Genomic DNA, 24,829 nt, shown 5'->3' on the forward strand with positions numbered 1-24,829 from the left:
CCTTAAATTAAGACTTCAACGGCTTGACGTTCAGCAAAGATACAAACAGTGACAGGACGATTGTACCGAAAGCGAAACAGAACATTCCCTGTACCGACACCAATAGCCAGGTGGTTACGTTTGCCGGGTCAAATGGTCCCGAAAGCGTAAAATGGATATTCACGGCCTCAATAAAACCGATTAAATGCAGACCGCCAAGCAGATAATCCGGCACTTCCTCAAACACACCGATGATCTGATATACGGTCGAGAACAACAACATCGCCGTGAAGTAATTGATGATTGCCAATACAATCACCCTGCCGGTCGCGGAAATGGCCGGACCTTCCGTGATTTTGCAGATACCGAATAGAATGACCCCGACCTCTTTATTAATGATTCCGAGAATACGAAACATCGCCAAAACCGCAATCCAGACAGGCAGATGAAAAAAGAAGGTGGAAACCAATAAAGCCCCCGACAGCAATAACCAACCGACCACATACATTTCGGACATATTCAGACGTTTGTCCCTCAAAGCCTGCCATTCAATGGAATTTGGAAGGTAATTGAATTCAAGTTGCTTAAAGTGTCTATCCACCCAATAATAAGGCGATAGCGCATAAACAAATCGAATTAAATTTTTCACCGTTTCGGTAATGTTCACAACCTCTCCTTTAAAAGGTTATCTGTTCAGTTTTCTGCTCAGTTATCTATCAGCTTAATACAATCCGGTCGCCTTTCCATAACAGTGGCAACCCGTTTAATTTACTTTCTTTAACTTGCGGTTCGTTGAGGCCGTGCCCCAATATATATCGCCCGCATCCCAGCCATGGAAGCACCTCTTCAAAACCGGCGTGCCATTGATTCGGCTTAGGCCTGGCGTCCATAATAAACACTTCGGCCCGATCCAATCGATCGTAAAGCTCCGGTTCCAAAGACGTATCACCGCTATAGGCCAACAGTGGCGTACCGTTACGGCTGATCATAAATCCGCAACTGAATTCAGAATGGTGTCCGGGATAAAAAACGATCTCCAAACCGTAGTCCAGCTCGACCGTTTCGGCTGTCTGCGGCGATTTCCAATCCGCCAGTTCTTCCGCACTGATTGACTGCAAATGCTCTGCAATCCTATGCTGTTTAAGGCGTTTAGCCACTTCGTTGTGGGAAATTACCTCAATTTTCCGACCTTGAGCCTGTTCCACTCGTAACACCACCGGCAACTCGCCGGCATGATCACTGTGATTATGAGTAATAATCACTCGCCCGGGAAAGCCGCCGAAGTTCGCCAAAACCTGCTGCCCGACGCCCAAACCCAAATCAACCAGACAAAAAGGTTCGCCGTCGACCAACAGCATGAAACTGCTACTCGGCAAGGCGTTATAGACTGCAGAATCTCCTGCACCGCTGCCCAGCACTAAAATTTCAAGTTTAACATTCTTCAAGTTATTGATTACTCGATTAAATATTCACTTCAACCCTTCTAATAATATAGAAGAGTTTTATCATAAATTACGCGAATTCGTCACGAATTCAAGACTATTTATGACGCAGATCGTTTCAAGACCGCCTATTTTAGACAACAACGCCGCTTTAAACACAAAAATTTAAACACAGCCATACATAAAAAAACCCGCTTATTTGCGGGCTCTAAATAGATTAAGACCGAATCAACTCAAAGCATTTCCAATCTATCTTCAAATTTTTCGAGTGCCTCAACCACACAAGCTTCGTCCTTTTCACCGCCCAGAGCGCCGCTTACACCAATCGCACCGATGCGTACCCCGCCACTGACGATCGGAACCGCACCCACCATCATCAATACACCGTTCACATGGTTTAGCTCAGGTCGGATATCACCACGCATTTCACGAAACTGGCCGGACTTAAGCCCAGACATGATTGTTGCGTTGGCCTTCTCTTCGGCGATCTGTAAGGTAAATTTTGAGGCATAATCATCGCGCAATGCCACACGCTGATTACCATGACGATCGACGACAACCGCACTCACGGAAAACCCGTTTTGACGGCAGGCAATAATCGCTTCGCTTGCAATATCGCGCGCTAATTCCATGCCGATATTCTTCTCTTGCAACACGTCTTCCGCTTGCGCGGAAAAAGCCAAAGATCCCATCAAAATCGCCAACCCAACCTGCTTCAATCCAGTCATCGTTTCATCTCCACTTTGCGCTTAATTAAATGAATCATTTTCATTTTAAATCAGAAATAGATTTTATCGAATAAACTATACACCATTGAACTTAAACCGCGTCATCGATACCGACTTACATTTTACACTCCGCCCCGTTAGCCGTTGATCAATAACCATACTTATTCCCAGTATATTTGTATGGCTCCAACATGTTAGTATTTGCATTTCATTTAAGAACTTCTCGACCGGTGCCTTACAAGCCGTTCGTCTAACGTTTTATCACTTCATAGGGGACAACCATGGAACACTCTTATCCGCATTTATTTTCTCCGCTGAAACTCGGGGCTATAGAACTACCCAATCGCATCGTCATGGCCCCTTTAACCCGAGCGCGAGCCGGAATCGAACACCTTCCGAACGACTTAATGGCCGAACACTATTCTCAGCGTGCCAGCGGCGGTCTACTCATTGCCGAGGCGACTATGGCCATGGAAGGCTGCAGTGCTTTTTGGAAAGAACCTGGAATTTACTCCAAAGAACAGATCGACGGCTGGAAAAAAGTCACCGATGCGGTTCATGCCAAAAGCGGACGTATCTTCCTGCAAATATGGCACGGCGGCCGCGCCTGTCACCCTGCACTGAATGATGGCAAGGTCCCTGTCGCGCCTAGCGCCATCGCCATCGAAGACGAAGTCCACACTCCGGAAGGTAAGCTGCCATACACCGTACCGCGCGAACTGGCTCTGGAAGAAATCCCGACCATCATCGAGGGGTTCAAACAAGCCGCAATCAATGCCAAAGAAGCCGGTTTCGACGGTGTCGAAGTTCACGGTGCAAACGGTTATCTATTGGATCAATTCCTGCGCGACGGCAGCAATAAACGTACTGACGCTTACGGCGGACCGATCGAAAACCGCGCTCGATTGATGCTGGAAGTACTTGAGGTGGTGTGTGATGTTTGGGGTAGCGACCGAGTGGGATTGCGAATCTCTCCCGTAAACAGCTTCAATAGTATGCGCGACAGTGATCCTTTGACTTTGAGCAAATGGGTAAGTGAAAAACTAAACGAATTTGATTTGGCTTACCTACACGTCATGCGCAGTGACTTTTTCGGGGTACAGAAAGAGGATGTGCTCTCTGTATGCGAACAGAACTACCAAGGTAACCTGATCGGAAACATGGGCTATACAGCCGAAGAAGCCGAAGCGGCAATTGCCGGCGGTGACCTGGAAGCCGTTGCTTTCGGTGTCCCTTATCTTGCCAATCCGGATTTACCGGAACGCCTTAAAGCAGGTGCGCCGCTGAACGAAGCGGATCCTAATACGTTCTACACAGAAGGACCGGAAGGTTATAACGATTATCCGTTTATGGACAAATAAACCTTTCAAGCCATTAAGACGGCCGATGCTTTTAAGTGTCTGCCGTTTTGTTCACACGAAGCCGGACAGGCCAGTCCGGTTTTTAGACTCTGATAAAACTCGATTGATTATCGAGACCCTGCCCCTTTCACCACCAAGTAGAGCGCAAACGCCAACTCGGCGATCAACGGAATCAGATAAACCGGTTCCATCACGGCCGAATAGTCCGGCAACACGAAACGTACAAAGCTACCTGCCAGATAGACCACGCCTGCAGCAATCAGACCGTAACCCAGCCAGCTTGGAAAATAGCCGGACTTGATCAACAAATACCCCAAAATCAGGTTGGAAAGCCCGAAGAACACCAAGCCCAGATCGTAACCGTGGCTGTGTAGATCCAGAAACAATGACGCCAAAGCATGCAGTTGCGCCGGTTCAAAACCGCCTACATAAACAGTTCCGTTCAACAGTAAGGCCGCTGCATAGTAATTGATCAGGTTAAAGCCGAGAATCGATGCCTGTGTCAGCCGGAACGCCGCCGCCATCAAAGCCAACGTATTGCTGACCGGTTTGAATAGAACATAAAAAAGTACTGCGATGGCCACGTCGCTCAACAGCATGATTGAGTCGGCGACAAAACCGAAACGGAACAGCGAATCAGACGCTAGAATATTCGATGCCGTCGCCATGGCATCACCCTCGACAATCAGGCTGGAGCGAATGAAAACTTCACTGCCGATACCGCAGACGATGATAACCAGATACAACCAGCCCGCGACTCTCGCATAAGACGATAAGGATCCTACATTGATGTTTTGTCCCGACATTCCAATTCGCTCCAATTATCTTTAGGTTGTACTAAAATAAAATGAAACTCATTGAAAAACAACAAAATATATAATCAATACCATGCAAAACCCAAACAGACGAAAGAGGATGTTATGAATACGCGAGTACAACCGGCCAAGCCTTCAGGCATCAAAGCCCTATTGCTCGATCTTAGCGGCGTTCTCTACGAGGGAGACAACCGCATACCCGGTGCCGACACAACCTTGCAATGGTTGCGGAATCAAGGCTATGTGGTGCGTTTCGTCACCAATACGGCCACCGAATCGCATAGGCAGATTCTAAATAAACTCAAAGACATGGGACTGGACATTCAAGAGCCGGAGCTCTTTACCGCTCCGCAAGCCGCCAAGAATTACCTAACCGCGCACAATATGAGACCTTATTGCATCCTGCATCCCAACCTGGAAGAGGAATTCTCCGACCTATGCGGTGGCGAACCCGACTGCGTGCTGCTTGGCGATGCACAGGACGGATTGAGTTACGCCAACCTCAACCAGGCTTTCAGGTTTCTGGAACAAGGCATGCCGCTTTTCGGCATCGGCAAGAACAAATATTTCATGAACCACGACGGCTTGAAACTGGATGCCGGCGCTTTCCTGCACGCCCTTGAATGGGCCAGCGGCACCGAAGCCGTCATCATGGGCAAACCCGATGCTCACTTCTTTGCCGAAGCGGTGCGTTCGACCGGCTTTGAAATGCATGAATGCCTCATGGTCGGCGACGATGTCGAAAGCGACGTACAAGGCGCCGTCAACGCTGGCCTGTATGCGAGCTTGGTGAGAACCGGAAAATTCAAGGAAGCGGATCAACAGAAGTTGCCCGAACAAGCCTACTTGATCGATTCGATCAAAGCCCTACCCGACTTACTCACTTCTTAATCCTTTATATTTTAAGCCGAACAAGCCTGTTCGGTTCTGAAGCATTCGCGAACTTAAGTTCTAGGTATTCCTTTGAAATCGCCCCGCTTCCAGCGCCACGCATACAGCACCATCAATCCGGCGATATTGGAATACCAGACCCAAGGATTGCTCCAGGCAACACCGTCGTAAATCACATCGGAAACCGGCCAGAAAAGTTGTGTCGGAAAGAATTCCGCCGTATGGAACGGAATATCCAACAAAATATGAAACGGCCACGCCAGCATGACGAAGGCAATCTCCTTACGCCAGAGGGCCACCAGACCGATGATTGCAAAAGCGACGATCAGACTGTGGGAGATGTTGTAGTTGATACTTACCCAATCGGGAATGACGGCAAGATCGGGCTTGCCGAATTCAAAGCCGTTGGCAACTACCTGAGCGGGAAGCCACAAACCGAACGACACCAAATCGGGCAAAGCCCCGAAGAACATCGCCAGCATAAAGGTGCCGCGCCTGCCGAACAGGCCGCCACCCCACAAGGTATGACTCAAGGTATCCATACATACCCACCGGTTAGACCGGAATGACTTTCCCCGAACTTTCCGAAGACTTGAGAACCACGGCCTGAGCGGCAATGACTTCTTTACCGTTGAACGTCAAAGCCGGAGACCCGTACAGTTCATACCCTTCCTCAAGCAGCTTGGATATTCTCTCGCAAAAGGTCGAATCGTCCGGACCGGTGATCAGTTTGTAACCCATTTGTTTTTCCATAGAGTTTGATTCCTTATCTATTATTTTGATGATTATCGTTTCGACTCAAGCATGACCAACCTGGATTAAGCGACGGCTTGCAATATATTGTTCGCCCCGCACTCAACCAAAGGTAATAAACGGGAGTCCTGAACCGCTGCAGTTCTATGCCCCATTCCTGCCAGGTATTCTTCGTGCGATGCAAATGCCACAAAACTTTCGAGCGAACTCTGCTTGATCAACATCACCAGATCCCAATGCTCGTCTTCAGGCCCGATGAAAAACGGGCCGCCATCGCCTAAAAACGTCACTTCGCCGCCGCTCTGTTTCAAAAACGGCATCGTATGGTCTATGTACTTCTGAAACGCCTCCCTGCCGGAAATCGGCAGCAGTGGCGCAATCTCCGGACAGGCCGAATAATCGGCAATATCCCGAAATCTTAGCATATTCAGCATAATCACTTCACCCGAAAGGTGACGCCTGAACAAAGCCGCACCCGACGCTTGAGTGGGTTCGATATAGGTCTTTTCCATCTTTTAAAACACCTTTGAATACAGTTCGATTATTTTCGATTTCTGAGACTCGCTTAAACCACCTACCAGTTCCTTGGAAACCTGCTCAAAACTTGCCTTGGCGTCCTGATAAAGTTGTTGGCCTGACTTGGACAGTTTTACCAGACTCTGTCGGGCATCACGCGGATTCACCACTTTTTCGATGACGCCGTTCTTTTCCATCGGTGCAATCAGCCTGGTAATACCGGACGCGCTCATGCCCATCGATTCGGCCAACTCAATCCGAGTCGTTGCCTCACACCCAGAATTCGCAAGATAATCCATAACCAGATATTCGGTGAAACTGATGCCATGGATACTCAAACGGCCACCTACCCGCTTGGATAAATTGGACGCCAGCAGTGCATTTTTGATGACCAGAGTGGCATCAAGAGATTCATTAGACATGAATTTTCCTTAAAATATATTTGACTAATCAAGTATATTTCAAGTTTAACTCAAATACAAACATAAAATTCAGGCACAAAAAAACCCGCTAAAAAGCGGGTAACAAACTCATGATATGGTTTTATCAATCAAACTAACGAGCTTTAAAGGTACCGGCCTGAAGTTAGTGAGAGACAAACAAAGCCGGAACTACCCGTTTACACACCGTACGCCGCCCCTGAAGATAGGTATTACTGCGTACTTGATGTGTGCGTGCAGAATAACAGAGAAAGAAACCAAAAACAACTCTCTCATCAAATTAATCGGCGTTTTAAACGGATGAAATAATGATTCGGCCTGTTTATGCTAAAATCCCCCCTTTTACTAGTAACTCAAAAGGACGACAGCAATGTCAGAAAAATATACTACTTCGGCTGATATCGTCAGCTACAGCCTTGGACGTCAAATGGGCGACCAGTTCGCGGCCGATCCTTTCGAAGGCATCAACCCAAGTGCGATTGCCGAAGGTGTAATCGACTCACTAACAGGCAAGCCAAGTTCGGTCAGCCAAGAAGCTTTGCAGCAGGCTTTCCAAGAAATCAACGACATCATGCAGGCTAAAGAAGCCGAAAAAGCGCAAAAAGCGGCGGCTGAAGGCGAAGCTTTCTTGGCTGAAAACGCTAAAAAAGAAGGTGTTGTCGTGACTGAATCCGGCCTTCAGTACGAAATCATCGAAGAAGGAACTGGCGAAAAACCGGGAGCGGAATCTGTCGTCTCAACCCACTATCACGGTACTTTGATCGACGGTACGGTTTTCGATAGTTCGGTAGAACGCGGCCAGCCGGCTCAATTCCCTGTCAACCGCGTTATCGCCGGTTGGACCGAAGCGCTTCAAATGATGCCGACCGGTTCGAAATGGCGTTTGTACATCCCGCATAACCTGGCTTACGGCCCACAAGGTTCCGGCGGTAAAATCGCGCCTTACTCCGCATTGGTTTTTGATGTAGAGCTTTTGGAAATCGTTTCCTAATAAAGCGCCATACCTATGCAGAGTTCTATTTATGGGCTCTGCGTTATTGCCGGCAATCCACTTTTTAATCTATTTCCTGCCAGTTCAGACCCATAAAACTTACCTTTCAAAAAATCACCTACTCTTTTATTTATTCATTACTTCCGTTCATTCAGACCTTAAGGTAACTTTTAGTCTACTTCCCATATTCCAATACATTATTTACCTTTTAGAGCCCTTAATTTCACTCTCCTTTTTTATTCAAATTGACGAAGACAACAATCAATCCTTTTCATCCAATTTTAAATCCCTCTTAATTTAATAGGTAACATTACTAACTTAATGGTATTATACTCTACCAACTAAGTAATGAATCGAGGGGTTGGTCGTTTATAACGACCATAATGTACAGAATCCGATGCACTTAAATTTGCCCATATTCTTAAGATCGATTCAGACTTGACCCTGTATTAAGTTTTCCAATCACAATGGTGTGATCATTATGTTTATATTTAAAAGCTTGTTTTCCAGAGTGCTCTCAATCATGGCGACTTTATTATTATTGCTCGTGATATTGAATACTCTTTATACCAATGGCGCCTTCAATAGTTTGGTCTCAAAGATGTCCGGCGACATCAATCAACTTACCGAAAAAAACTTAGAAGAAGATCTCAATCGACAACTGATCTACAGTGCCCGCATAACCAATGCAACTTACGACGGCCTGATACTGAATGTAAAATTGATTTACCATCTCATCGAATACATGATGCCTCTGGAGAATTTCGAATTTACCGGGGAACAAATTGAAACGGCAGGTAAAATGCTGCCTTTGATTAGCTTCAACGGCGAAGCGTTAAACAAAAACTTTAGGGTTGTCGACGAATTCACCAAAATGTCTGGAGGCAGTGTCGCTACGGTTTTCGCACGTGACGGGGAAGATTTTGTTCGTATTACCACCTCGCTTAAAAAAGAAGATGGCAGCCGTGCGTTTGGTACTAGCTTAAGCCGCACTCACCCCGCTTATCAAATGTTGAAGGATGGAAAAACCTATACCGGTTTAGCTACTTTATTCGGCAAAAAGTATATGACGTACTATGAGCCGATCGTTAGAAACGGACAAACGGTCGCAATCTTGTTCGTCGGTTACGACGCCAGTAAAGAATTTGAAAATATCGCCGAGCAATTGAAATCGATCACGATCGGTAAAACCGGTTATTTATTTGCCGTAAACGGCAAAGGCGATGCCGTTGTCCACCCCTCTTTAGAAGGTAAAAACCTCAAGCAAGAGCAGGATGCGAACGGTGTCAACTTCATACAAGAACAGCTGAAACAAGCCAATCCCGATCATGCCACTTTCTTGCACTACAAAGACAAAGGTAGTTCAACCGATAATCTTGCAGCCTTTATCAGTGTGCCAAATTTCGGCTGGATTCTTTCTTCGGTCGTTCATCCAGCCGAATTTACCGCCGAGTTTGAAAAAACGAAATCCGGACTTGAAAACGCCCTGATGACAGTGGAATATTATTCTATTGCCTTGCTATTCATTGCCGGCCTATTCACGTTTATCATCAGTTATTTTGTACTTAAAAATTCATTAAAATCCTTAAGTAAGCTATCCGCAACCATGAAACAAATCGTTTCCACAGGCAGCTTATCGCAACGTGCTCCAATAAATGGCGTTACGGAAGCCAACTTGGTTGCTGCAGAATTCAATTCGTTACTGCAAAGCATCGACCAATCCATTACCGAGGCCAATAAAGTGGTTGGCGCCATCGCCAATGCTGACTTTACCCAACGTATGAACGGTCAATTTGCTGGCGATCTAAACACTCTAAAGCTCGGTGTTAACGGTTCTGCCGAATCCGTATCATTTATGATGGGTGAACTTGAAAAAGTCATGCGCGGTTTGAATAACGGTAAATTCGACGTACGCATGGACACGAAAGTTCCCCAAGCATTCCGAAACTTAGTGGAAACGGCTTTAAGCAGTATTGATTCGATTATTTCCGACATTAATCAAGTCATGTTACGCATGAACGACGGCGACTTTAGTGCGCGAGTTAATGCGGAAGCCCGCGGTGATATGCTGTCGATGAAAATGTGTGTTAACGAATCGATGGAACGTCTTTCTATCGCCATGGATGGCATCACTAAACTAGTCATTGATCAATCAAACGGGGATTTAACCAAAACCCTTGATGCAGAACTACGCGGACAACTTAAAGACCTACAACAGGCAATTAACAGCTCAGCTACGAAACTCAACGAGATCGTCACGCAAGCGGTTAATGCGGCATCGATTGTAAACGACGCTTCCAACCAAGTCTCTCAAGGAGCGGCAGACCTATCATCACGCGTACAGCAACAAGCCATAGCCTTAGAAAAAACAACGTCGAATATGAACCAGATGACGACAGCCGTTCAAGCCAACAGCCAAAACGCCAGAAAAGTCGCCGACTTAACCATCGACGTTCAACATAAAGCCAACAACGGTGTTCAAGTTATGCAGAATACGGTTGGCGCTATGCAGTCAATCCGAGAATCAAGCGATCAAATAGCAGACATTGTTACTCTGATCGATTCAATTGCTTTCCAGACTAATTTATTGGCCTTAAATGCTGCGGTTGAAGCGGCACGCGCCGGCGAGCACGGTCGCGGCTTTGCCGTAGTTGCCTCAGAAGTACGCGCATTGGCAGGTAAGTCCGCCGATGCAGCAAAAGACATTAAAACCTTAATTGACGATAGCGTTAATCGTATCCATAACGGAACCAATCTCGTCGACGAATCCGGCGAAATGTTAAGCGATATAGCGACATCCATTGAACATGTTGTCCAAATGGCAGAAGAAATCTCTTATGCTTCAAACGAACAGAATGAAGGGATTAATCAAGTCAATCAGGCCATTTCAAATATTGAACGTATGACCCAAGAAAATGCAGGACTAGTCGAACAGACTACTTCTGCTGCTGGAAGCCTAAACAGTGAAGCCAACCAACTTCGTTCCAGCATGAATTTCTTCAAGATCGATCATCATTGAACGCCCAGGCACTAACATTGTAGGATCGCATTCTAAAAAATAAAAAAGCAGGGTTAATTTAAGTGACCCTGCTTTTTTTATTCTTCTCAACGCAGCCACTTCAAATGTTCATACATCAGTAAAAATCATTTTTAACCCGGTTTCCCGGCACGCCTTCAACAAACGTTCCGCCGTTTTCTCATCGGATAAAGATCCGGCCAGTGCGACACCGCCCACCATCAATGCCGACAATACCAATGCCTGATCGCTGTAGGAAGGGTTGGACATCAATTTATCCATATAAAGCACAAACCTTTTATAGACCTTGGTGTAACTGTCTCTTACGCAATCGTTCTTGTTGGCAACGTCAGTCGCTAGAAATGCCAGCGGGCACGACGGGTGCTCCGGTTTAAGGTGATCCATATCGAGATAAGCCTCTACCAGATGGGACAAGAGCGCTAAATCACTTTCCGAATTATCGGGCATTTTATAGGCAACACTCATACGAGAAGCGGTCTGGATCGCTTCTGCGTACAGCGCCTCTTTGGAATCAAAGTGAGCATAAAAACCGCCGTGGGTCAGACCTGCATTTTCCATCACGTCACCAATAGAAACCTGATCAAACCCTTTACTGGTAAACAGTTGAGCGGCACTCTCCAGAATTCTCCGGCGCGTTTGCAATCGTTTTTCAGCCGGCCAAGCCATAATGTCTGTCTCCCCTCTCTAAAATATTATCTTGAACATATTGTGATCCCATCTAGCATGAATAGGCAAATAAATTCCAATTCAACAAAGGATGTAACATGACTAAAGAGATGATTCTGTACCCGCTTCTGGCAATAGTGATACTGACTTTTTTCGTCGGTTTTTTATTACTGAGACTCCGCTTTAAAGCTGTAAAACAAGACAGTTTAAACCCACGCCACTTTCTTCTTAATAAAGGTGGAAAAGCACCTGAATACATGGTTAAAACAGAACAACACTACCTGAACCTGTTTGAACTTCCAGTTTTGTTTTATCTACTGGTAGTCGCACTTTACGTAACCCAACGGGTCGATATGGTTCAACTGGTGTTGGCGTGGGTATTCGTATTCAGCCGCGTAATTCACACCGCGATTCATCTCACGATCAACCGACTGGTATGGCGAATGCGGGCTTTCGTCAGTGGCGCAGTATTGCTGCTGCTAGCTTGGATTTATTTCGGATGGAACCTGATCACTTCACCGTAAAAAAGTTCAATGAAGCATAAAAGAAAAAACCCGCGGAATGCGGGTTAATCATGGAGGAAAACAGATAGGCCTGTTCGGATTCTTGCTCCTTAGAAACCGGAGGCTTTCTGATTAGAATGTAAGCTCTAGCAACCTAGGGTCGGTACGAACACCACTAAGTCTTGATATATAGATTAATGATTTCCCCACCAGATTACCAATCAAAATAATTTTTATTAGAACTTAATAAACAGTTGATATAAAAAGAAAAACAAAACACCTAGAAAGCCCTTTAAGTCATAGGGTTCTTCATTTTTAACTAACCGGTAAACGCTTCAGTTGATGATAAGTATTCCTTTTCATCCACCGTATTTTCCCGCCCCAAAATTGCGTTCCGGTGAGGGAAACGTCCGAACCTGCGAATAAGTTCACGATGATGACGGGCAAACCGTAAATTACCCTCTAATTCAGACGCCCCGAACAGGCGTACCGATTCTTCCTGGTCGTCCAGATTTTCACTGTGCATCAAAGGCATATACAAGAAAGCGCGGCGCTCGGCAGACAATTGAAGATCCAGTCCGTTGGCGACCGAATACTTGCTCACCGCCACCGCCTTCTCTTCCGTGGCAAAACTTTTCGCTTCGCCTCTAAACATATTCAACGGAAATTGATCTAAAACAATACACAATGCCAAACAGCCCTCCGCAGTCTGTTTCCAATCGTCCAATTCACCGTTTGCCGCCTTTTCCCACAACGATTCATAACGAGCACGAATCTGCGCATCAATCCCGGGCGTGGAACGAAACCAGTGTTTGGGCATCGGGGGTGTATACCAATAATCGATAATCTCAGTGGCAGTCGTCATTTACATTTATCTCAAAATATTCAGGCATGGAATTAAACTTACTCGAAAACCCGGCCTAACGTGAAATTAATCCCGATTTTTATTATAAAAACCGGGTATAAAAAAACCGAGTACGATTGACTCGGTTTTAGCATGTATTCTTAAAGACCTATGGGGCTGTCGGAAATTATTAACGTACCGTTCTCTTCGTCGATTGCGTCTTGATTACCACACTCCCGCCGCCGTCCCGAACAAGCGGCATTGAGTCATCCCAAACACACGCTTGATTACGCCCCGCTGCTTTAGCTGCGTACAATGCGGTGTCAACGCGGTTAATTGTTTCCTCAATACTGACATTCGGGTCCAGCGCGGTAATCCCAAACGAGGCGGTGACCGTAATCTCTATTGATTCGTCCTCGCCGATTGCAACCTTAGTGAATCCGTTGCGTATGCGTTGGACTATATCCTGAACATACTGCAGAGTCGTATTAGGAAAGGAAATCAGGAATTCCTCACCTCCATAACGATACACACTGTCATAAGTTCTCAGGTTCTGCTTAATGTAATGTACCCAAGCGACAAGCACCTGATCGCCGGCAGGATGACCATAAATGTCATTGACCCTCTTAAAATGATCCAGATCCATAAGTACGATGCTACATTTCTGAACATCACGTTTAACGAATTCATGCAACTCACGCAACCTGGTAAGCATACTGATGCGGTTCTCGGCCCCCGTCAATGCATCTCGGTTATAGAGTTGCTCTTCCAGATCTTTCTTGAGTGAGAATATTTCCAAATGAAGCATGTCGAGGGAGTGCGAGAAACTATCAAAATTTTTGGTACAGTTTTCACCCTCGTCTTCCATAGCGATCAGTAACTGTGCTCCAACCTCATGCATTCGGCGGTGTGCGACTTCAATCGCCACGAACGCAGGATGACTGTTAAGTGCTTCAGGTCGATTGCTTTCGTCGTAATACCACTGGCCAAAAAGACAATGACGATGTGCATCCTTTGCTACGTCGCACTCATTATAGGGAAGTTGGCAGATAACGGTACGGTTGACCTCCTTGAGCCACAGATCATGATTATGAATCGCCTGATCCAATTGTTGTAATGTTGCAATCAGCTCTGACTTTTCAACTCTATACATCGGTACTGCCCCAAGGGTTTTAGAATGATTACCGCACATCCTAAATTAGACAGAATACGTATGTCAATCATTGTTAACATTAAGATTTCATTTAAAAATTTGCGTTATGTCTTACTCACATCTTGCATATGAAAAGAGACATTTCGTTATTCATGGATTAACGCAAATGAAAACCCATCCAGGGGAAATACAGAAGGCATACGGATCAGACAATTACGACTTGGTTCTTACCGTTTTTCTTGGCCGCATACAACGCGCTGTCCACACGCTGCAAAGTATCTTTGCTATTTTTGTCAGTAGGTTTGAAGGCAGTAACTCCGATACTGGCAGTGACAAGGGTGTCATCAACACAAAAGCGTTGAAGTCCCTGTTTGAAATTCTCCACCAGCCTATCGGAGAATTGAACAGCTTGTTCCAAATCGGTACCGGGCAGAACGATGATGAACTCGTCTCCGCCATAACGGCATATAAGATCGGTTTTTCTCAACAGGAACTGGCAAATGCTGGCAATCGTACGGATGGCTTCGTCTCCGACATGGTGGCCGAATCGATCATTGATCTGTTTCAGGTTATCCAGATCAAACATCAAAACAGAAGTCGGGATTAAGTGCCTTGAAAAGGCTTCGAAATGCAGTGAGAGTTCATGATCCAGCCTTCTCCTGTTATAGACGCTAGTTAGCTGATCGGTGTCGCTCAACTCGCGAAGTTTAACCTCCAGCTTGTGACGTTCGGAAATATTGCTCGCCACCCATAAAACGACTTCCTCGTCGTCGACTAGAAAATCCAACGCCTGAATACGTCCCTCAAACCAAAGTGGTTCTTGCGGTCCTTCATCCGGCAACCCCTTCACATCCTTGTTACTGAGTTCGTACTCCTCTATTAACAATTTTTTGGATTGCAAAGCCTCTTCAATTTTTCCGATAAACCAATTCGCTTTTTCCGCTTCGATCAAATCGGCAATATACAATCCGACCAAACCGCTTCCGTCATGGTAATAGCGGTTATCGCGGCCACCGAAAACGGCCACGTATTTACCGCTTTTTGAAAATACAAAAGCCGGATCGGGCAAGGCATTTAGAACCGCAGGCATCTGCTCAAGAGTAATCATGGATACTTTCTTTGAAATTGATTTGCGGAATTTAAAAATGGTGTCAAAACGTTTGATCACGCCCGACCAACCAAAATAAAAATTCAATTACTATCAATCAGTTACCGCTAACAATTAAAGCATGGTCAACGGTTAAATCAACTAATTACAAAAGCAATAATAACACGAATTGTTTACATTCATTATCAATTTGTTCTTTTGCCTTTACCCTCTTTTGGGTAGTAAACAATCAATTTCAGTGCCTACTTGGGCTAGTCAATCTATAGATATTTCCCGAATCGGTTCCCACATAAATCCGTCCGGTAACATCAACGGCCAAGCTGCGAATGCGTTGGTGCAGGTCTTGCAAATACCGGTGTTCACCGATCGCCAGAAGCTGGCCGTTCAAAGTGATTCGGTTAAGATGCTGAAGCTTCAAGGCACCGGTTAAAAGATTACTCTCCCAGTCCGGGAATTCCCGACCGTGATACACCATCAAGTCGCAGGGGGCGATGGAGGGAATGTAAACCTTAACCGGTTCTTCCATACCCTGCTTATGCTTCACACCCACGTCAGTGCTGGAAAAGTATTCCTTACCCTGGGAAACAATCGGCCAGCCGTAGTTCTTGCCTTTCTGGATAAGGTTGATTTCGTCACCGCCTTGCGGACCGTGTTCAATCTCCCAAAGCCGGTCGGTTTTCTGATCGTAATACAGACCTTGCGGATTGCGATGACCGTAACTCCAGATTTCATCACGTGCTTTTGAATTGCCCACAAACGGATTGTCTTTCGGCACACTGCCATCCATATTCAAACGAATGACCGATCCGGCGTGATTAGTTAAATTCTGGGCGTTTGAACGCTCGCCGCGATCTCCAATCGAAAAAAACACATGGCCTTTGCCGTCGAACGCAATGCGACTGCCGAAATGAATATTCCTGAAACTGGCGGAATCGCTGACCAGCAGATCCTGCCAATCGATCAGTGAGGTTTTTTGAAGTTTGGCTCTCGCCAAAGTGGTCTGTGCTTGAAGCAAATCCGGCTTGCTGTAAGTGAAGTAAATCCAGCCCGTTTCGGCATAGTTCGGAGGAATCGCCACATCCAACAAACCGCCCTGACCTTCCGCATGCACTTCCGGCACGCCGGAAATCCAAGTCACCCGGTTGTTGGACAAATCCAACAGGCCGACCCTGCCTTCTCTCTGCGTGAAAATGATCCTGTCGGCATCGACAAAATCCATGCCCCAAACCACGCCCAGATTTCCGGCGAGTTTCTCGATATTGAACGGCTGCTTGCTGGCGAATACAGGCTGAGTTAAGAAAATGAAAAGTAAAAGAAAAGACTGAACGAAACGCATGACTCACTCCTTTAATAAGAGGCTCTTTATCATCCTAACATTTTGAAAACTAACAAGAACGTAAATAATAAAGAGCAAGTGATACGTCGAATTGGAAAGTCACAACAAGGTTAATTCAACGCAGTGTAAGTCTCTTTCAGGCTGATATAGAGTTCGTCACCGGAAAAGCTCGGCATTCGTGCGATGATTTCAAACATCACCACATTGTCTTCCTTACCGTTCCATTCTTTAATGTAGGTGCCCTCTTTATAGCCGTGATCTTGTCTGAATTTATTCAGGACGTTCTTCGCCATATAGATTTGATAAAGCTGCTCGAAATCCAGTTCGGCCACTTTGCAGGAATTAAAAAACGCTTCCGCCAACGCCGACAAATACTCGCCCGAAACGGTCTCTCTCTGCAAAGCGATGGACATCATCATTTCATGGATACGAACCTGCTCGATCACAGTCAGCTTATCCAGTTGAAATTCAGGTTCTCCACTGTCCATCAAAGCCTTGCTCAACAACTCCGCCGCCTGTTCCTGCTCAAAATGCTCCAGCGCAAGACTTAAAAGGAAGTGCCAGATATCCACCAGTTCGACACGTACATTTTCCATGTCCGTTTGAGCATCCACACTCTTCCAATGCTTCCACGGATAACTGTCAATCAACTCTGCGGATTCCATCACGATACAACGACGCCAATCAATTTCCTTACCCAACAGCGTCACGCCGGAACGCCAATCGGTTCCATTGGTCGCTTCGTTGAGTGCGTTTTGCATAGAAAGCATTTCATTGATCGAGTCTTGAATGTTCATAGGTATCCTCATTTCTTTTATCATCAAAAACCAAACAGAATGATAGCACACGCGCAATAAAAAACCCGCTTAACCAAACGGCTAAACGGGTTCTAATTTTACGTCTACTGATAGACTTTACCGTCTCTACAACCGATTTACAGAACGGTAATAACCTCTTCTTCCGGCAAACGGGATTTAGGCAACTTGGCGTTAAAGTCGTCCTCGTCACGATAGCCTAAAGCCACTAGTGCCACGGCGGAAAGACCTTTCTCAATCAAACCGAACTCGTCGTTCAACACATCTTTATCTATCCCTTCGATCGGAACGGCGTCAACGCCCAATACACCAGCACCCAACAAGATCGTACCCATATTCAGATAAACTTGATTTTCCATCCAGCTTTGAGTGTCGTTATGCTCTTTTCTATGCAGATCGGCAAAAAAGCCACGAACTTTTTTCGTCAGTTCCTTGCTTTCCGGCTGAGGGAAACGGCCGTCCTTGTCTTCGTTATCAATCAGGTGTTCTAGATAATCGTCACTCATATCGGTTTTAACGCAGAATAGAATGACGTGAGAAGCATCCAATACTTTGGCTTCGTTAGCGTTATATGCGCCTTGCGTTCCTTTGGTCAGGCGTTTTTTAGCTTCCGGGTTATCCGCAATGATGAAATGCCAAGGCTGTGAATTCACACTGGAAGGACTCAAACGCAACAACGCCTTAATCTGTGCAAATACATCGTCGGGAATGCGTTTGCTGCTGTCGAACTTTTTAGTCGCGTAACGGTTTTGGGCAATCTCTACTAAATTCATCAAGAACTCCTATCTCATATCGGTTTTATAGTAAAAGGGTATGATAGAGGAGTTGCGGTGCTTCTAGAATATGGTTTAACCAAAAATCGAAAAAAATTAATCCGAATCCGGTGCCAACTCCGCCATTCAACCACCTGCCTGGTTACAGTTGCCCTTAACCTTATACATGGATTGATCGGCAATTCGAATCAACTCCTGAACCTCTTTTGCATCTTGCGGATACAAGCTGACACCAATACTGGCTGAAACATTCAGCACCAAGTCCTCAAAAACAATTTCCGGTTCGAGAGTCTGATAAATCTTGTCGATAACCGCTTGCACATGATCATTATTCTTTAAGTCTTTGATTACCGCCAAAAACTCGTCTCCCGACAAACGTCCGACTAAATCGTTTTGCCTTAATGCCTGTTGGATTCTTACCGCACTCACTCTAAGAACTTCATCTCCGACCAAATGTCCGCAAGTATCGTTAATGTCTTTAAACTTATTCAAGTCGATAAACAGAATCGCCAATTGTGTTTCATGCCGTTTGGCATCGGCCATCGCGTCTTTCAACAAGCTCAAAACCAAAGCGCGATTCGGCAAACCGGTCAGATCGTCGTAATGCGCTGCATGGTAAAGCCTTTCTTCCAACGCTTTTTCTGTCGTGATATCCCTAGCCATACAGATCACGCGTTGTTGATTTTCATATTCGCTTTCAAACGGCATATTGGACCATTTACAGAGTAGCGCTTGGCCGTCTTTACGGATATTTTGGTTTTCAAAATGGGTAATGACGCCGTTTTGCCAAGTCGACGCGATCAACTTTTCAATTGAAGCAATCTCTTCTTTAGGAAGGATCAAATCGTAAGCACTCTGCTTAATCGCTTCTTTAGCGCTGTATTGAAAGGTATTCTCCGCTTCGAGATTCCAGTTATATATGACCCCTTTTTGGTCGATTTCCATCAAACTGACCGGCGCATTTAAAAACAAAGATTCATACTGTTTTCTACGAATATTAGCCAAGTGATATTGGCGATAAAAAATGCCCGCCAGCAACATCACCACCAATAAAATTCCAATCGCCCAATAAAACCGCAGTTTCAATTCTTGATAGGCACGGTCATTATTCGGTTGATAGAGCATGCCATCGACATCAAACTTTTCGGGTAACACACCCAATTGATTGTAAGTATAGGCAATGTGCTGCCAGCGCCCGGGATTGAAATAACCGATTTCAACCAGATCCGGCTCCATAACATCTCGCATTTTTTCAGCTTCATAACGAAGATGCTCGCGGGTCTTACGCTGGGAATACTTAGACAAAATCAGATCGATGATTTCTTCAGGATGCTGCATCGCATATTTCCATCCCTCAATAGAGGCTTTGCGAAAAGCTTCAACCAACTCAGGATTACGATCAATCATATCCTGCGTGGTAAACAGATTATCGCCGTAAAAATCGATGCTGCTCGCTATCGGGCGGAAAAGTTGATAATCAATGCCTTTACTATCAAAATCAAAGGTCTCGTCCGTAGTGTAGATCGACATCGCTTTGACTTTACCGTCGATCAGGTCTTGAGTGTGATGGGTATGCTCAACCAACTTGAGTCGATCGAAGTCAATGCCTTCATTTCTAAGGTATGCAAACAGTTCGGCCGAATTCGGTTCGATCATCATCTTCTGAGTTGCCAGCTGATGAATATTGGAGATGCCGGAAGATTTCAACGTCGCTAAAGCCAAAGGAGAGTGTTGCATGATCGCCGCCAACACTACCACGGGTTCGCCCAAGTAATAATTCAGCAACACTTCACTGGTACCCACGCCAAATTCGGCCTCATCATTCAGTACCGCTTGAATCGAATCTTTGCCCACGCCCGCTTCAAGCAACGTGACATTCAGACCGGCGTCTCGGTAATAGCCTTTTTCCAGCGCTGCGTAATAACCGGCGAACTGGAATTGGTGATGCCATTTCAACTGTAATTTTACCGGGGTTAACCCTGCTGGAGAGGCCAAAACCCAAGCAGCTGCCCCCCAGCCAATCAGTATCAGGGGAAGGGTCAGCTTAAAGAGACGCGTCACAGTCACACTCGCCAATATCTTCATTCCAAATATCCGGCCGCAGTTCAATAAAGCGAGCCATTAAATCAATACAACGCGAATCATTCAGTTCAATCACCTTGACTCCTGCTTCGCGCAACCAGTCCAAATGGCCGGAAAAATTAGTCGATTCACCGATCACAACCGTGCCGATATTAAATTGACGAATCAAGCCGGAGCAGTACCAGCAAGGCGCAAGCGTGGTTACAAGAATTTTATTACGGTAGTTTTTTTGACGGCCGGCTTTACGAAACGCATCGGTCTCACCGTGAATCGACGGATCGTCTTCCTGAACACGGCGGTTTCGCCCTACACTTAACAAAGTGCCGTCAACGTCGAATAAAGCGGCCCCGACCGGAACACCTCCTTCATCAAAGCCGATCTTAGCCTGTTCCAACGCCGGCTCAAGTAAAGAAGAAAAATCCATGAATTGATTCACTATCCAGAAATTACAAATTTATAAGAAACGATTAAGTAAATAAGCCTATATTAAGACACAAAGCACTTAGATAATCAAATTTGTAACACTAAAAATAAGGTTGTACAAAACGGTTTTTCGCCCCCCAAAAGGACGCATAAAACCAGAACCTTACTTAGACTCTTAACATCTCAAACCACAAAAAATACGGGCGACAAGTGAAGTTGCTTTATAATCTGGCCTAACATTCTCTCCCATGATTTCCCTCAATTTGCGTATGCCGCACGTTGATTGTTCCCGACCCGAGGTTTTACATGTCATTTTCTAAACTTGGATTAAGCGATCCTATTTTAAAAGCCGTTTCCGAGCTGGGCTATAAAACCCCGACGGAGATTCAGAAACAAGCCATACCTATCATTTTATCGGGCAAGGATTTAATGGCTGCGGCGCAGACGGGAACGGGAAAAACCGCCAGTTTTGTTTTGCCCCTGCTGGAAAAAATCAAAGACTATGACGAACTACGCGGCCGATCTGTTCGCGCACTGATTCTGGCTCCGACGCGTGAACTGGCAGTGCAGGTGGAAGCCAATATCGTCGAATATGCAAAGTACCTGAATATCAGCTCGCTGGCGGTCTATGGCGGTGTGGATATGGAAGCGCAAAAGCAACGTCTGTCTCAAGGCGTCGACATTCTGGTCGCCACGCCGGGAAGATTGTTGGATTTGGCCTACCAGCGCGCCCTATTCTTTGATGACCTTGAATTTTTGATATTGGATGAAGCCGACAGAATGTTGGATATGGGCTTTATAGACGACATCAATAAAATCATCGATCGCCTGCCGGGAGACCGTCAAAGTTTGCTGTTTTCCGCCACCCTGACGGACGATGTCCGCTACCTGGCCGATACCGTCTACGACGATGCCGCTGAAATATCCGTTTCACCTAAAAAGAAAACCACGCCTAAAATCGAACAGTGGTTGATTACCGTCGATAAAGACACCAAGTCCTCACTTTTGAGTCATTTGATCAAGGAACAAGAGTGGGATCAGGCACTGATTTTTGTCGAGAAAAAACACTCCGCCGCCAAGTTGGTGGAACAGCTCGGAAAGCGCGGCATTATCGCCGACTCGATTCACGCCGGTCGAAGTCAAGCCTCTCGTGAAAAGGTCTGGAATGAATTCAAAACGGGCAAATTACAATTCTTAGTCGCAACAGGCATTGCCGCGCGTGGTCTAGACATTAATAACCTAAGCCGAGTGGTCAATTACGACCTGCCTTATCCTGCCGAGGATTATATCCATCGAATCGGCCGTACAGGCCGTGCAGGCAAAACGGGCGAAGCCATCTCTTTTGTCTCCAAAGACGACTTTAAAAACCTATGCGCCATCGAAAGCCTGCTAGGTCATATCATCGAACGCCGGGAAATCGAAGGCTTCCCGGTCAGAAAAGCAGTACCTATTTCAATTCTGAACTACCACCATCGATAACATACCGGCATAAAAAAGCCTGCATCTTAGGCAGGCTTATTTCACTCTCCGAGACTCTCTAATTTCAACGTAAACCCGTTAAATCCGGCCGTGTCGATTTAGACTAGATGCTCGGTTATCAAGGTATTCATAAAGTTCTCGTCAAAGCTGGAACTCAGCACGTCGTCAATCCAAACCGGCTGAGGCTGGTAGCCTTCAAACATAGCAAACCCAACTTTATATTCGTCGCCGAAACGCGCCAGCATGAACTTGAACTTATTGCCGTTGCTATTGTTCTGCATTACGCAGGAACCGTTGTCTTCAACCTCGAACTTAATCGAGGCCTGTCCATTCTCTTGCACATACTTTTCTATTTCAGACGTAACCAGTTTGTGTAATTCGTCATAAGTTTCGATCACAGTCATCTCCCGCAATACATAATTTAACGGGATTTATTATCGGTTATTTGCGGAGAAATCTGAGAGAGATTCAAGTGGAAATGCCTATGCAACCCATAGGAGTTATCAATACATTAGAGGGTTGCCAGAGCCTATACCCTTTAACAACCCTCGCATTGAAACTCGTGAAAACCACTAATCAGGCCAGACGCGATTGGATGGCATGGCGGTGATTGTTTTCGATTCGGAAACCACAGTCGAAGCAGGTTTGGTTGCAGACTTAACTTCCGATGCAGTTTTGTCTGCTGGCGTAGCCTTTGCGCGGCGTACGCTATTGGCCAGCTTTGAACCGGTGGTGCTTCTTGGTTTTGCGGTTGTCATAAAACCTCCTCGATGATTTCATCTATTTCTTGTGCCGCTGTTTCTCCGCGCTTGCCTATGCAATAAACGCTCAGCCCTTCAATGGCCGCATTACGGTAGATTGCACGGCGACGAACGCCGCCTTGCAAAGCGGGAATATCAAATTCGTCCAATGCCTCTTTCATGGCGGTAGATAAAGCACTCCTTGGCTCCAACTGATTCACCACAATATAAGGTTTGAGAGATCGATTACGGATTCTGGCGTGCTCAATCGCATCCGTAATTCGGATACTCGCCCATAAATCCACAGGAGACGGTAAAACGGGAATCAACACCGATTCAGACACACTCAAAGCGGACTGCATCACCCCGGTTTCAAGCGTGGGTGGACAGTCGATCACAATAAAATCGTAATCATCGGCAAAACGCCCCACTTCGCGTGACAACTGCCCGCCTACCGAAATCACCGAAACCGGAAACGGCTTGTCATCCGAAGACGATCTGCTCCAATGACTGGCAGAACCCTGTGGATCCGCATCGATCAACAACGCCCGACCCCGTTGCGCCAACCCCGCGGCAAAATTCATGCTCAGAGTCGTTTTACCCGTTCCGCCCTTTTGGTTAGCAATAGAAAAAATACGTGCAGACATCAACCTTCCAAACTATTAAAAATCCAAGAGTTTAAAAGATTTAAGTATTGCAGATTCAGAGAGGTTTAAAGGAGTTCTTCCAGTTGAATTTCGAATCGTTCGGCAGCGAAAATGGGGAAAGAGCCTATGAATTTAAAAATGGGATGAAGCTAAAAGCTACGATTTAATATCAGTCTAGGTTAGGTAGGTTTGAATGATAAATCACTCTCTCTTATAAGCCATTTCTCTCTTTTGGATAAGTTCAAGCAATGGTTCACTTGGACCTTTGAAATATATATCAATAACTTGACTCATATTTACAGCCTTTGCTTTATTCGACGAAGAATCATATATAAACAAAAAATTGTTCGTACCACCTATCACAGCAACTGATTTTAATTCCTTATCTTTTAACTTAATATCAACCTCTACATACGCTCCATGTTTTATTAAATCTGCTTGATTCAATGCATAGTATGTAGGGAATACAAATGACAGTACGATGATGGTAACTGTGACTAATAGCCTCAGGTGTGAAGTTATATAATTTCTTTGACTTGCCTCAGCAACTTTTTTCTCAGCCTTACGAAAAATTGCTATGGCTACAACTATTAAAATGATAAAAAATGGAAATCCGAAAAGTTCAACATCCCCCAACAAAAATCGAAAATAGTCACTTAAGTCAAAATAAGAGGATGCGGATATGTTAAATGCTTCATAAAATATTAACGTTGATAAAAATCCAACAGAATACACATAAAGTGTAGAGATTACGGTTATTAACCACCAATGTTGTTTAATCCAATCTTTATCAATACCAAATTCTAATTCTTTCATAAACTTAACTTCAATTTTAAACGAGATCTCAAGAGCTTAAACTCACTTGAATTTAGTATATTTCATCATTCTCAAATACTAATTATTCATGTTAGTCATACGAGTAAGCAAAACGCCAAGTAACCAAAATACCCTTCTCTTTTGGAAAAAAATCTTATTTGATCTCTACTACGTCGTTTCGATTCTTGGTCTGCGTATAATTTATAGGAGGGTATTCAAAATGGTTCTGAAAATACCACCATAGAAGTAGACCTTCAGCCTCTTTAAGTGTCTTGCCATATTTTCTATAGTCACAGACCCCGATAGTAATTGGACCATAGTTGTCAATTATTGCCGCATACTTCTGACTATTGGCTTTTGAGGTTGCATGGAGCTTTGCTTCTTTAAACCGTCTCGCTTTAAAACTACCTTTTGTTTGGCCAATATAAAGAATATTGCTCTGACCAAGTAAGCGGGGAACAGGCTTTTGACTTAAAAAAACGTAAAGTACC

At 45.3% G+C, this 24,829-nt stretch carries 28 protein-coding genes; 6 read left to right on the forward strand and 22 right to left on the reverse strand.

Going from position 1 to position 24,829, the window contains the following annotated elements; all coding sequences use genetic code 11:
- Window positions 1–7: 7 nt before the first annotated feature.
- The 3 genes from ABY044_RS09115 to ABY044_RS09125 all read right to left on the reverse strand — a co-directional run bounded on the left by ABY044_RS09115 (window position 8) and on the right by ABY044_RS09125 (window position 2,149).
- Complete coding sequence (locus ABY044_RS09115) at window positions 8–646, reverse strand: hypothetical protein (protein ID WP_373020068.1); 639 nt, start codon at window positions 644–646, stop codon at window positions 8–10.
- A 49-nt stretch (window positions 647–695) separates the two neighbouring features.
- Window positions 696–1,424: an MBL fold metallo-hydrolase gene (locus ABY044_RS09120; protein ID WP_373020070.1), complete on the reverse strand. Its 729-nt coding sequence runs from the start codon at window positions 1,422–1,424 to the stop codon at window positions 696–698.
- 230 nt (window positions 1,425–1,654) lie between these two features.
- Window positions 1,655–2,149 (reverse strand): heme-binding protein, encoded by a 495-nt coding sequence (locus ABY044_RS09125; protein ID WP_373020072.1) that lies wholly within the window; start codon window positions 2,147–2,149, stop codon window positions 1,655–1,657.
- A gap of 281 nt (window positions 2,150–2,430) precedes the next feature.
- On the opposite strand from ABY044_RS09125, the gene ABY044_RS09130 reads away from it, so the two are divergent.
- On the forward strand, window positions 2,431–3,510 hold the full coding sequence (locus ABY044_RS09130) for an alkene reductase (protein WP_373020074.1): 1,080 nt from the start codon (window positions 2,431–2,433) through the stop codon (window positions 3,508–3,510).
- Window positions 3,511–3,617: 107 nt separating this feature from the next.
- Here ABY044_RS09130 and ABY044_RS09135 read toward each other — a convergent pair whose 3' ends face one another.
- The gene (locus ABY044_RS09135; protein WP_373020076.1) at window positions 3,618–4,316 is read right to left on the reverse strand and encodes a DUF4386 domain-containing protein; all 699 of its coding nucleotides are present in this window, start codon (window positions 4,314–4,316) and stop codon (window positions 3,618–3,620) included.
- 114 nt (window positions 4,317–4,430) lie between these two features.
- Between ABY044_RS09135 and ABY044_RS09140 the strand changes: the two genes are divergently transcribed.
- Window positions 4,431–5,216 carry a TIGR01458 family HAD-type hydrolase gene (locus ABY044_RS09140; protein WP_373020078.1) on the forward strand — a complete coding sequence of 262 codons (786 nt, stop codon included), beginning with the start codon at window positions 4,431–4,433 and terminating at the stop codon, window positions 5,214–5,216.
- Between the two features lie 53 nt (window positions 5,217–5,269).
- Here ABY044_RS09140 and ABY044_RS09145 read toward each other — a convergent pair whose 3' ends face one another.
- From ABY044_RS09145 to ABY044_RS09160, 4 genes are all read right to left on the reverse strand, one after another.
- Window positions 5,270–5,758, reverse strand: a complete 489-nt coding sequence (locus ABY044_RS09145; protein ID WP_373020079.1) for a hypothetical protein — start codon at window positions 5,756–5,758, stop codon at window positions 5,270–5,272.
- Window positions 5,759–5,771: 13 nt separating this feature from the next.
- Window positions 5,772–5,969, reverse strand: a complete 198-nt coding sequence (locus ABY044_RS09150) for a DUF1737 domain-containing protein (RefSeq protein ID WP_373020080.1) — start codon at window positions 5,967–5,969, stop codon at window positions 5,772–5,774.
- 65 nt (window positions 5,970–6,034) lie between these two features.
- Entirely contained in the window at window positions 6,035–6,481 is a 447-nt protein-coding gene (locus ABY044_RS09155) for a DUF1330 domain-containing protein (protein ID WP_373020082.1), read from the reverse strand.
- A gap of 3 nt (window positions 6,482–6,484) precedes the next feature.
- Window positions 6,485–6,907: a MarR family winged helix-turn-helix transcriptional regulator gene (locus tag ABY044_RS09160; protein WP_373020084.1), complete on the reverse strand. Its 423-nt coding sequence runs from the start codon at window positions 6,905–6,907 to the stop codon at window positions 6,485–6,487.
- Between the two features lie 388 nt (window positions 6,908–7,295).
- Between ABY044_RS09160 and ABY044_RS09165 the strand changes: the two genes are divergently transcribed.
- Complete coding sequence (locus ABY044_RS09165) at window positions 7,296–7,916, forward strand: FKBP-type peptidyl-prolyl cis-trans isomerase (protein WP_373020086.1); 621 nt, start codon at window positions 7,296–7,298, stop codon at window positions 7,914–7,916.
- Between the two features lie 481 nt (window positions 7,917–8,397).
- Entirely contained in the window at window positions 8,398–10,935 is a 2,538-nt protein-coding gene (locus ABY044_RS09170; RefSeq protein ID WP_373020088.1) for a methyl-accepting chemotaxis protein, read from the forward strand.
- 108 nt (window positions 10,936–11,043) lie between these two features.
- Here ABY044_RS09170 and ABY044_RS09175 read toward each other — a convergent pair whose 3' ends face one another.
- Complete coding sequence (locus ABY044_RS09175; protein ID WP_373020089.1) at window positions 11,044–11,619, reverse strand: TetR/AcrR family transcriptional regulator; 576 nt, start codon at window positions 11,617–11,619, stop codon at window positions 11,044–11,046.
- Between the two features lie 98 nt (window positions 11,620–11,717).
- Here ABY044_RS09175 and ABY044_RS09180 point away from each other — a divergent pair, with 98 nt between their 5' ends.
- Window positions 11,718–12,143: an MAPEG family protein gene (locus tag ABY044_RS09180; RefSeq protein WP_373020091.1), complete on the forward strand. Its 426-nt coding sequence runs from the start codon at window positions 11,718–11,720 to the stop codon at window positions 12,141–12,143.
- Window positions 12,144–12,441: 298 nt separating this feature from the next.
- Here ABY044_RS09180 and ABY044_RS09185 read toward each other — a convergent pair whose 3' ends face one another.
- From ABY044_RS09185 to ABY044_RS09220, 8 genes are all read right to left on the reverse strand, one after another.
- Window positions 12,442–12,987: a DUF924 family protein gene (locus ABY044_RS09185; RefSeq protein WP_373020093.1), complete on the reverse strand. Its 546-nt coding sequence runs from the start codon at window positions 12,985–12,987 to the stop codon at window positions 12,442–12,444.
- Window positions 12,988–13,156: 169 nt separating this feature from the next.
- Window positions 13,157–14,158, reverse strand: a complete 1,002-nt coding sequence (locus ABY044_RS09190) for a diguanylate cyclase (RefSeq protein ID WP_373020095.1) — start codon at window positions 14,156–14,158, stop codon at window positions 13,157–13,159.
- 166 nt (window positions 14,159–14,324) lie between these two features.
- Window positions 14,325–15,227, reverse strand: coding sequence for a GGDEF domain-containing protein (locus ABY044_RS09195; protein ID WP_373020097.1), 903 nt, complete (start codon window positions 15,225–15,227; stop codon window positions 14,325–14,327).
- 235 nt (window positions 15,228–15,462) lie between these two features.
- The gene (locus tag ABY044_RS09200) at window positions 15,463–16,563 is read right to left on the reverse strand and encodes a PQQ-dependent sugar dehydrogenase (protein ID WP_373020098.1); all 1,101 of its coding nucleotides are present in this window, start codon (window positions 16,561–16,563) and stop codon (window positions 15,463–15,465) included.
- Window positions 16,564–16,673: 110 nt separating this feature from the next.
- On the reverse strand, window positions 16,674–17,360 hold the full coding sequence (locus ABY044_RS09205; RefSeq protein WP_373020099.1) for a dUTP diphosphatase: 687 nt from the start codon (window positions 17,358–17,360) through the stop codon (window positions 16,674–16,676).
- A gap of 137 nt (window positions 17,361–17,497) precedes the next feature.
- Window positions 17,498–18,151, reverse strand: coding sequence for an oxygen-insensitive NAD(P)H nitroreductase (nfsB, locus tag ABY044_RS09210; RefSeq protein WP_373020101.1), 654 nt, complete (start codon window positions 18,149–18,151; stop codon window positions 17,498–17,500).
- Window positions 18,152–18,277: 126 nt separating this feature from the next.
- Window positions 18,278–20,236, reverse strand: a complete 1,959-nt coding sequence (locus ABY044_RS09215) for an ABC transporter substrate-binding protein (RefSeq protein WP_373020103.1) — start codon at window positions 20,234–20,236, stop codon at window positions 18,278–18,280.
- Window positions 20,196–20,657, reverse strand: coding sequence for a nucleoside deaminase (locus tag ABY044_RS09220; protein ID WP_373020105.1), 462 nt, complete (start codon window positions 20,655–20,657; stop codon window positions 20,196–20,198). Before ABY044_RS09220 ends, ABY044_RS09215 begins: the two co-directional genes overlap by 41 nt.
- 305 nt (window positions 20,658–20,962) lie before the next feature.
- On the opposite strand from ABY044_RS09220, the gene ABY044_RS09225 reads away from it, so the two are divergent.
- Window positions 20,963–22,135: a DEAD/DEAH box helicase gene (locus tag ABY044_RS09225; protein WP_373020107.1), complete on the forward strand. Its 1,173-nt coding sequence runs from the start codon at window positions 20,963–20,965 to the stop codon at window positions 22,133–22,135.
- A gap of 98 nt (window positions 22,136–22,233) precedes the next feature.
- Here ABY044_RS09225 and ABY044_RS09230 read toward each other — a convergent pair whose 3' ends face one another.
- The 5 genes from ABY044_RS09230 to ABY044_RS09250 form a co-directional block, all read right to left on the reverse strand.
- Window positions 22,234–22,533 (reverse strand): hypothetical protein, encoded by a 300-nt coding sequence (locus tag ABY044_RS09230; RefSeq protein ID WP_373020108.1) that lies wholly within the window; start codon window positions 22,531–22,533, stop codon window positions 22,234–22,236.
- Window positions 22,534–22,707: 174 nt separating this feature from the next.
- Window positions 22,708–22,893, reverse strand: a complete 186-nt coding sequence (locus tag ABY044_RS09235; RefSeq protein WP_373020110.1) for a hypothetical protein — start codon at window positions 22,891–22,893, stop codon at window positions 22,708–22,710.
- A complete protein-coding gene (gene parA / locus ABY044_RS09240) occupies window positions 22,890–23,522 on the reverse strand; it encodes a ParA family partition ATPase (protein ID WP_373020112.1) in 633 nt (210 codons plus the stop codon). Before parA ends, ABY044_RS09235 begins: the two co-directional genes overlap by 4 nt.
- A gap of 201 nt (window positions 23,523–23,723) precedes the next feature.
- Window positions 23,724–24,338 (reverse strand): hypothetical protein, encoded by a 615-nt coding sequence (locus ABY044_RS09245; protein WP_373020113.1) that lies wholly within the window; start codon window positions 24,336–24,338, stop codon window positions 23,724–23,726.
- A 154-nt stretch (window positions 24,339–24,492) separates the two neighbouring features.
- Window positions 24,493–24,829: hypothetical protein (locus ABY044_RS09250; RefSeq protein WP_373020114.1), on the reverse strand; the 337-nt coding region annotated here is incomplete at its 5' end.

It is taken from the genome of Thiomicrorhabdus sp., assembly GCF_041583835.1.
GTDB lineage: Bacteria > Pseudomonadota > Gammaproteobacteria > Thiomicrospirales > Thiomicrospiraceae > Thiomicrorhabdus.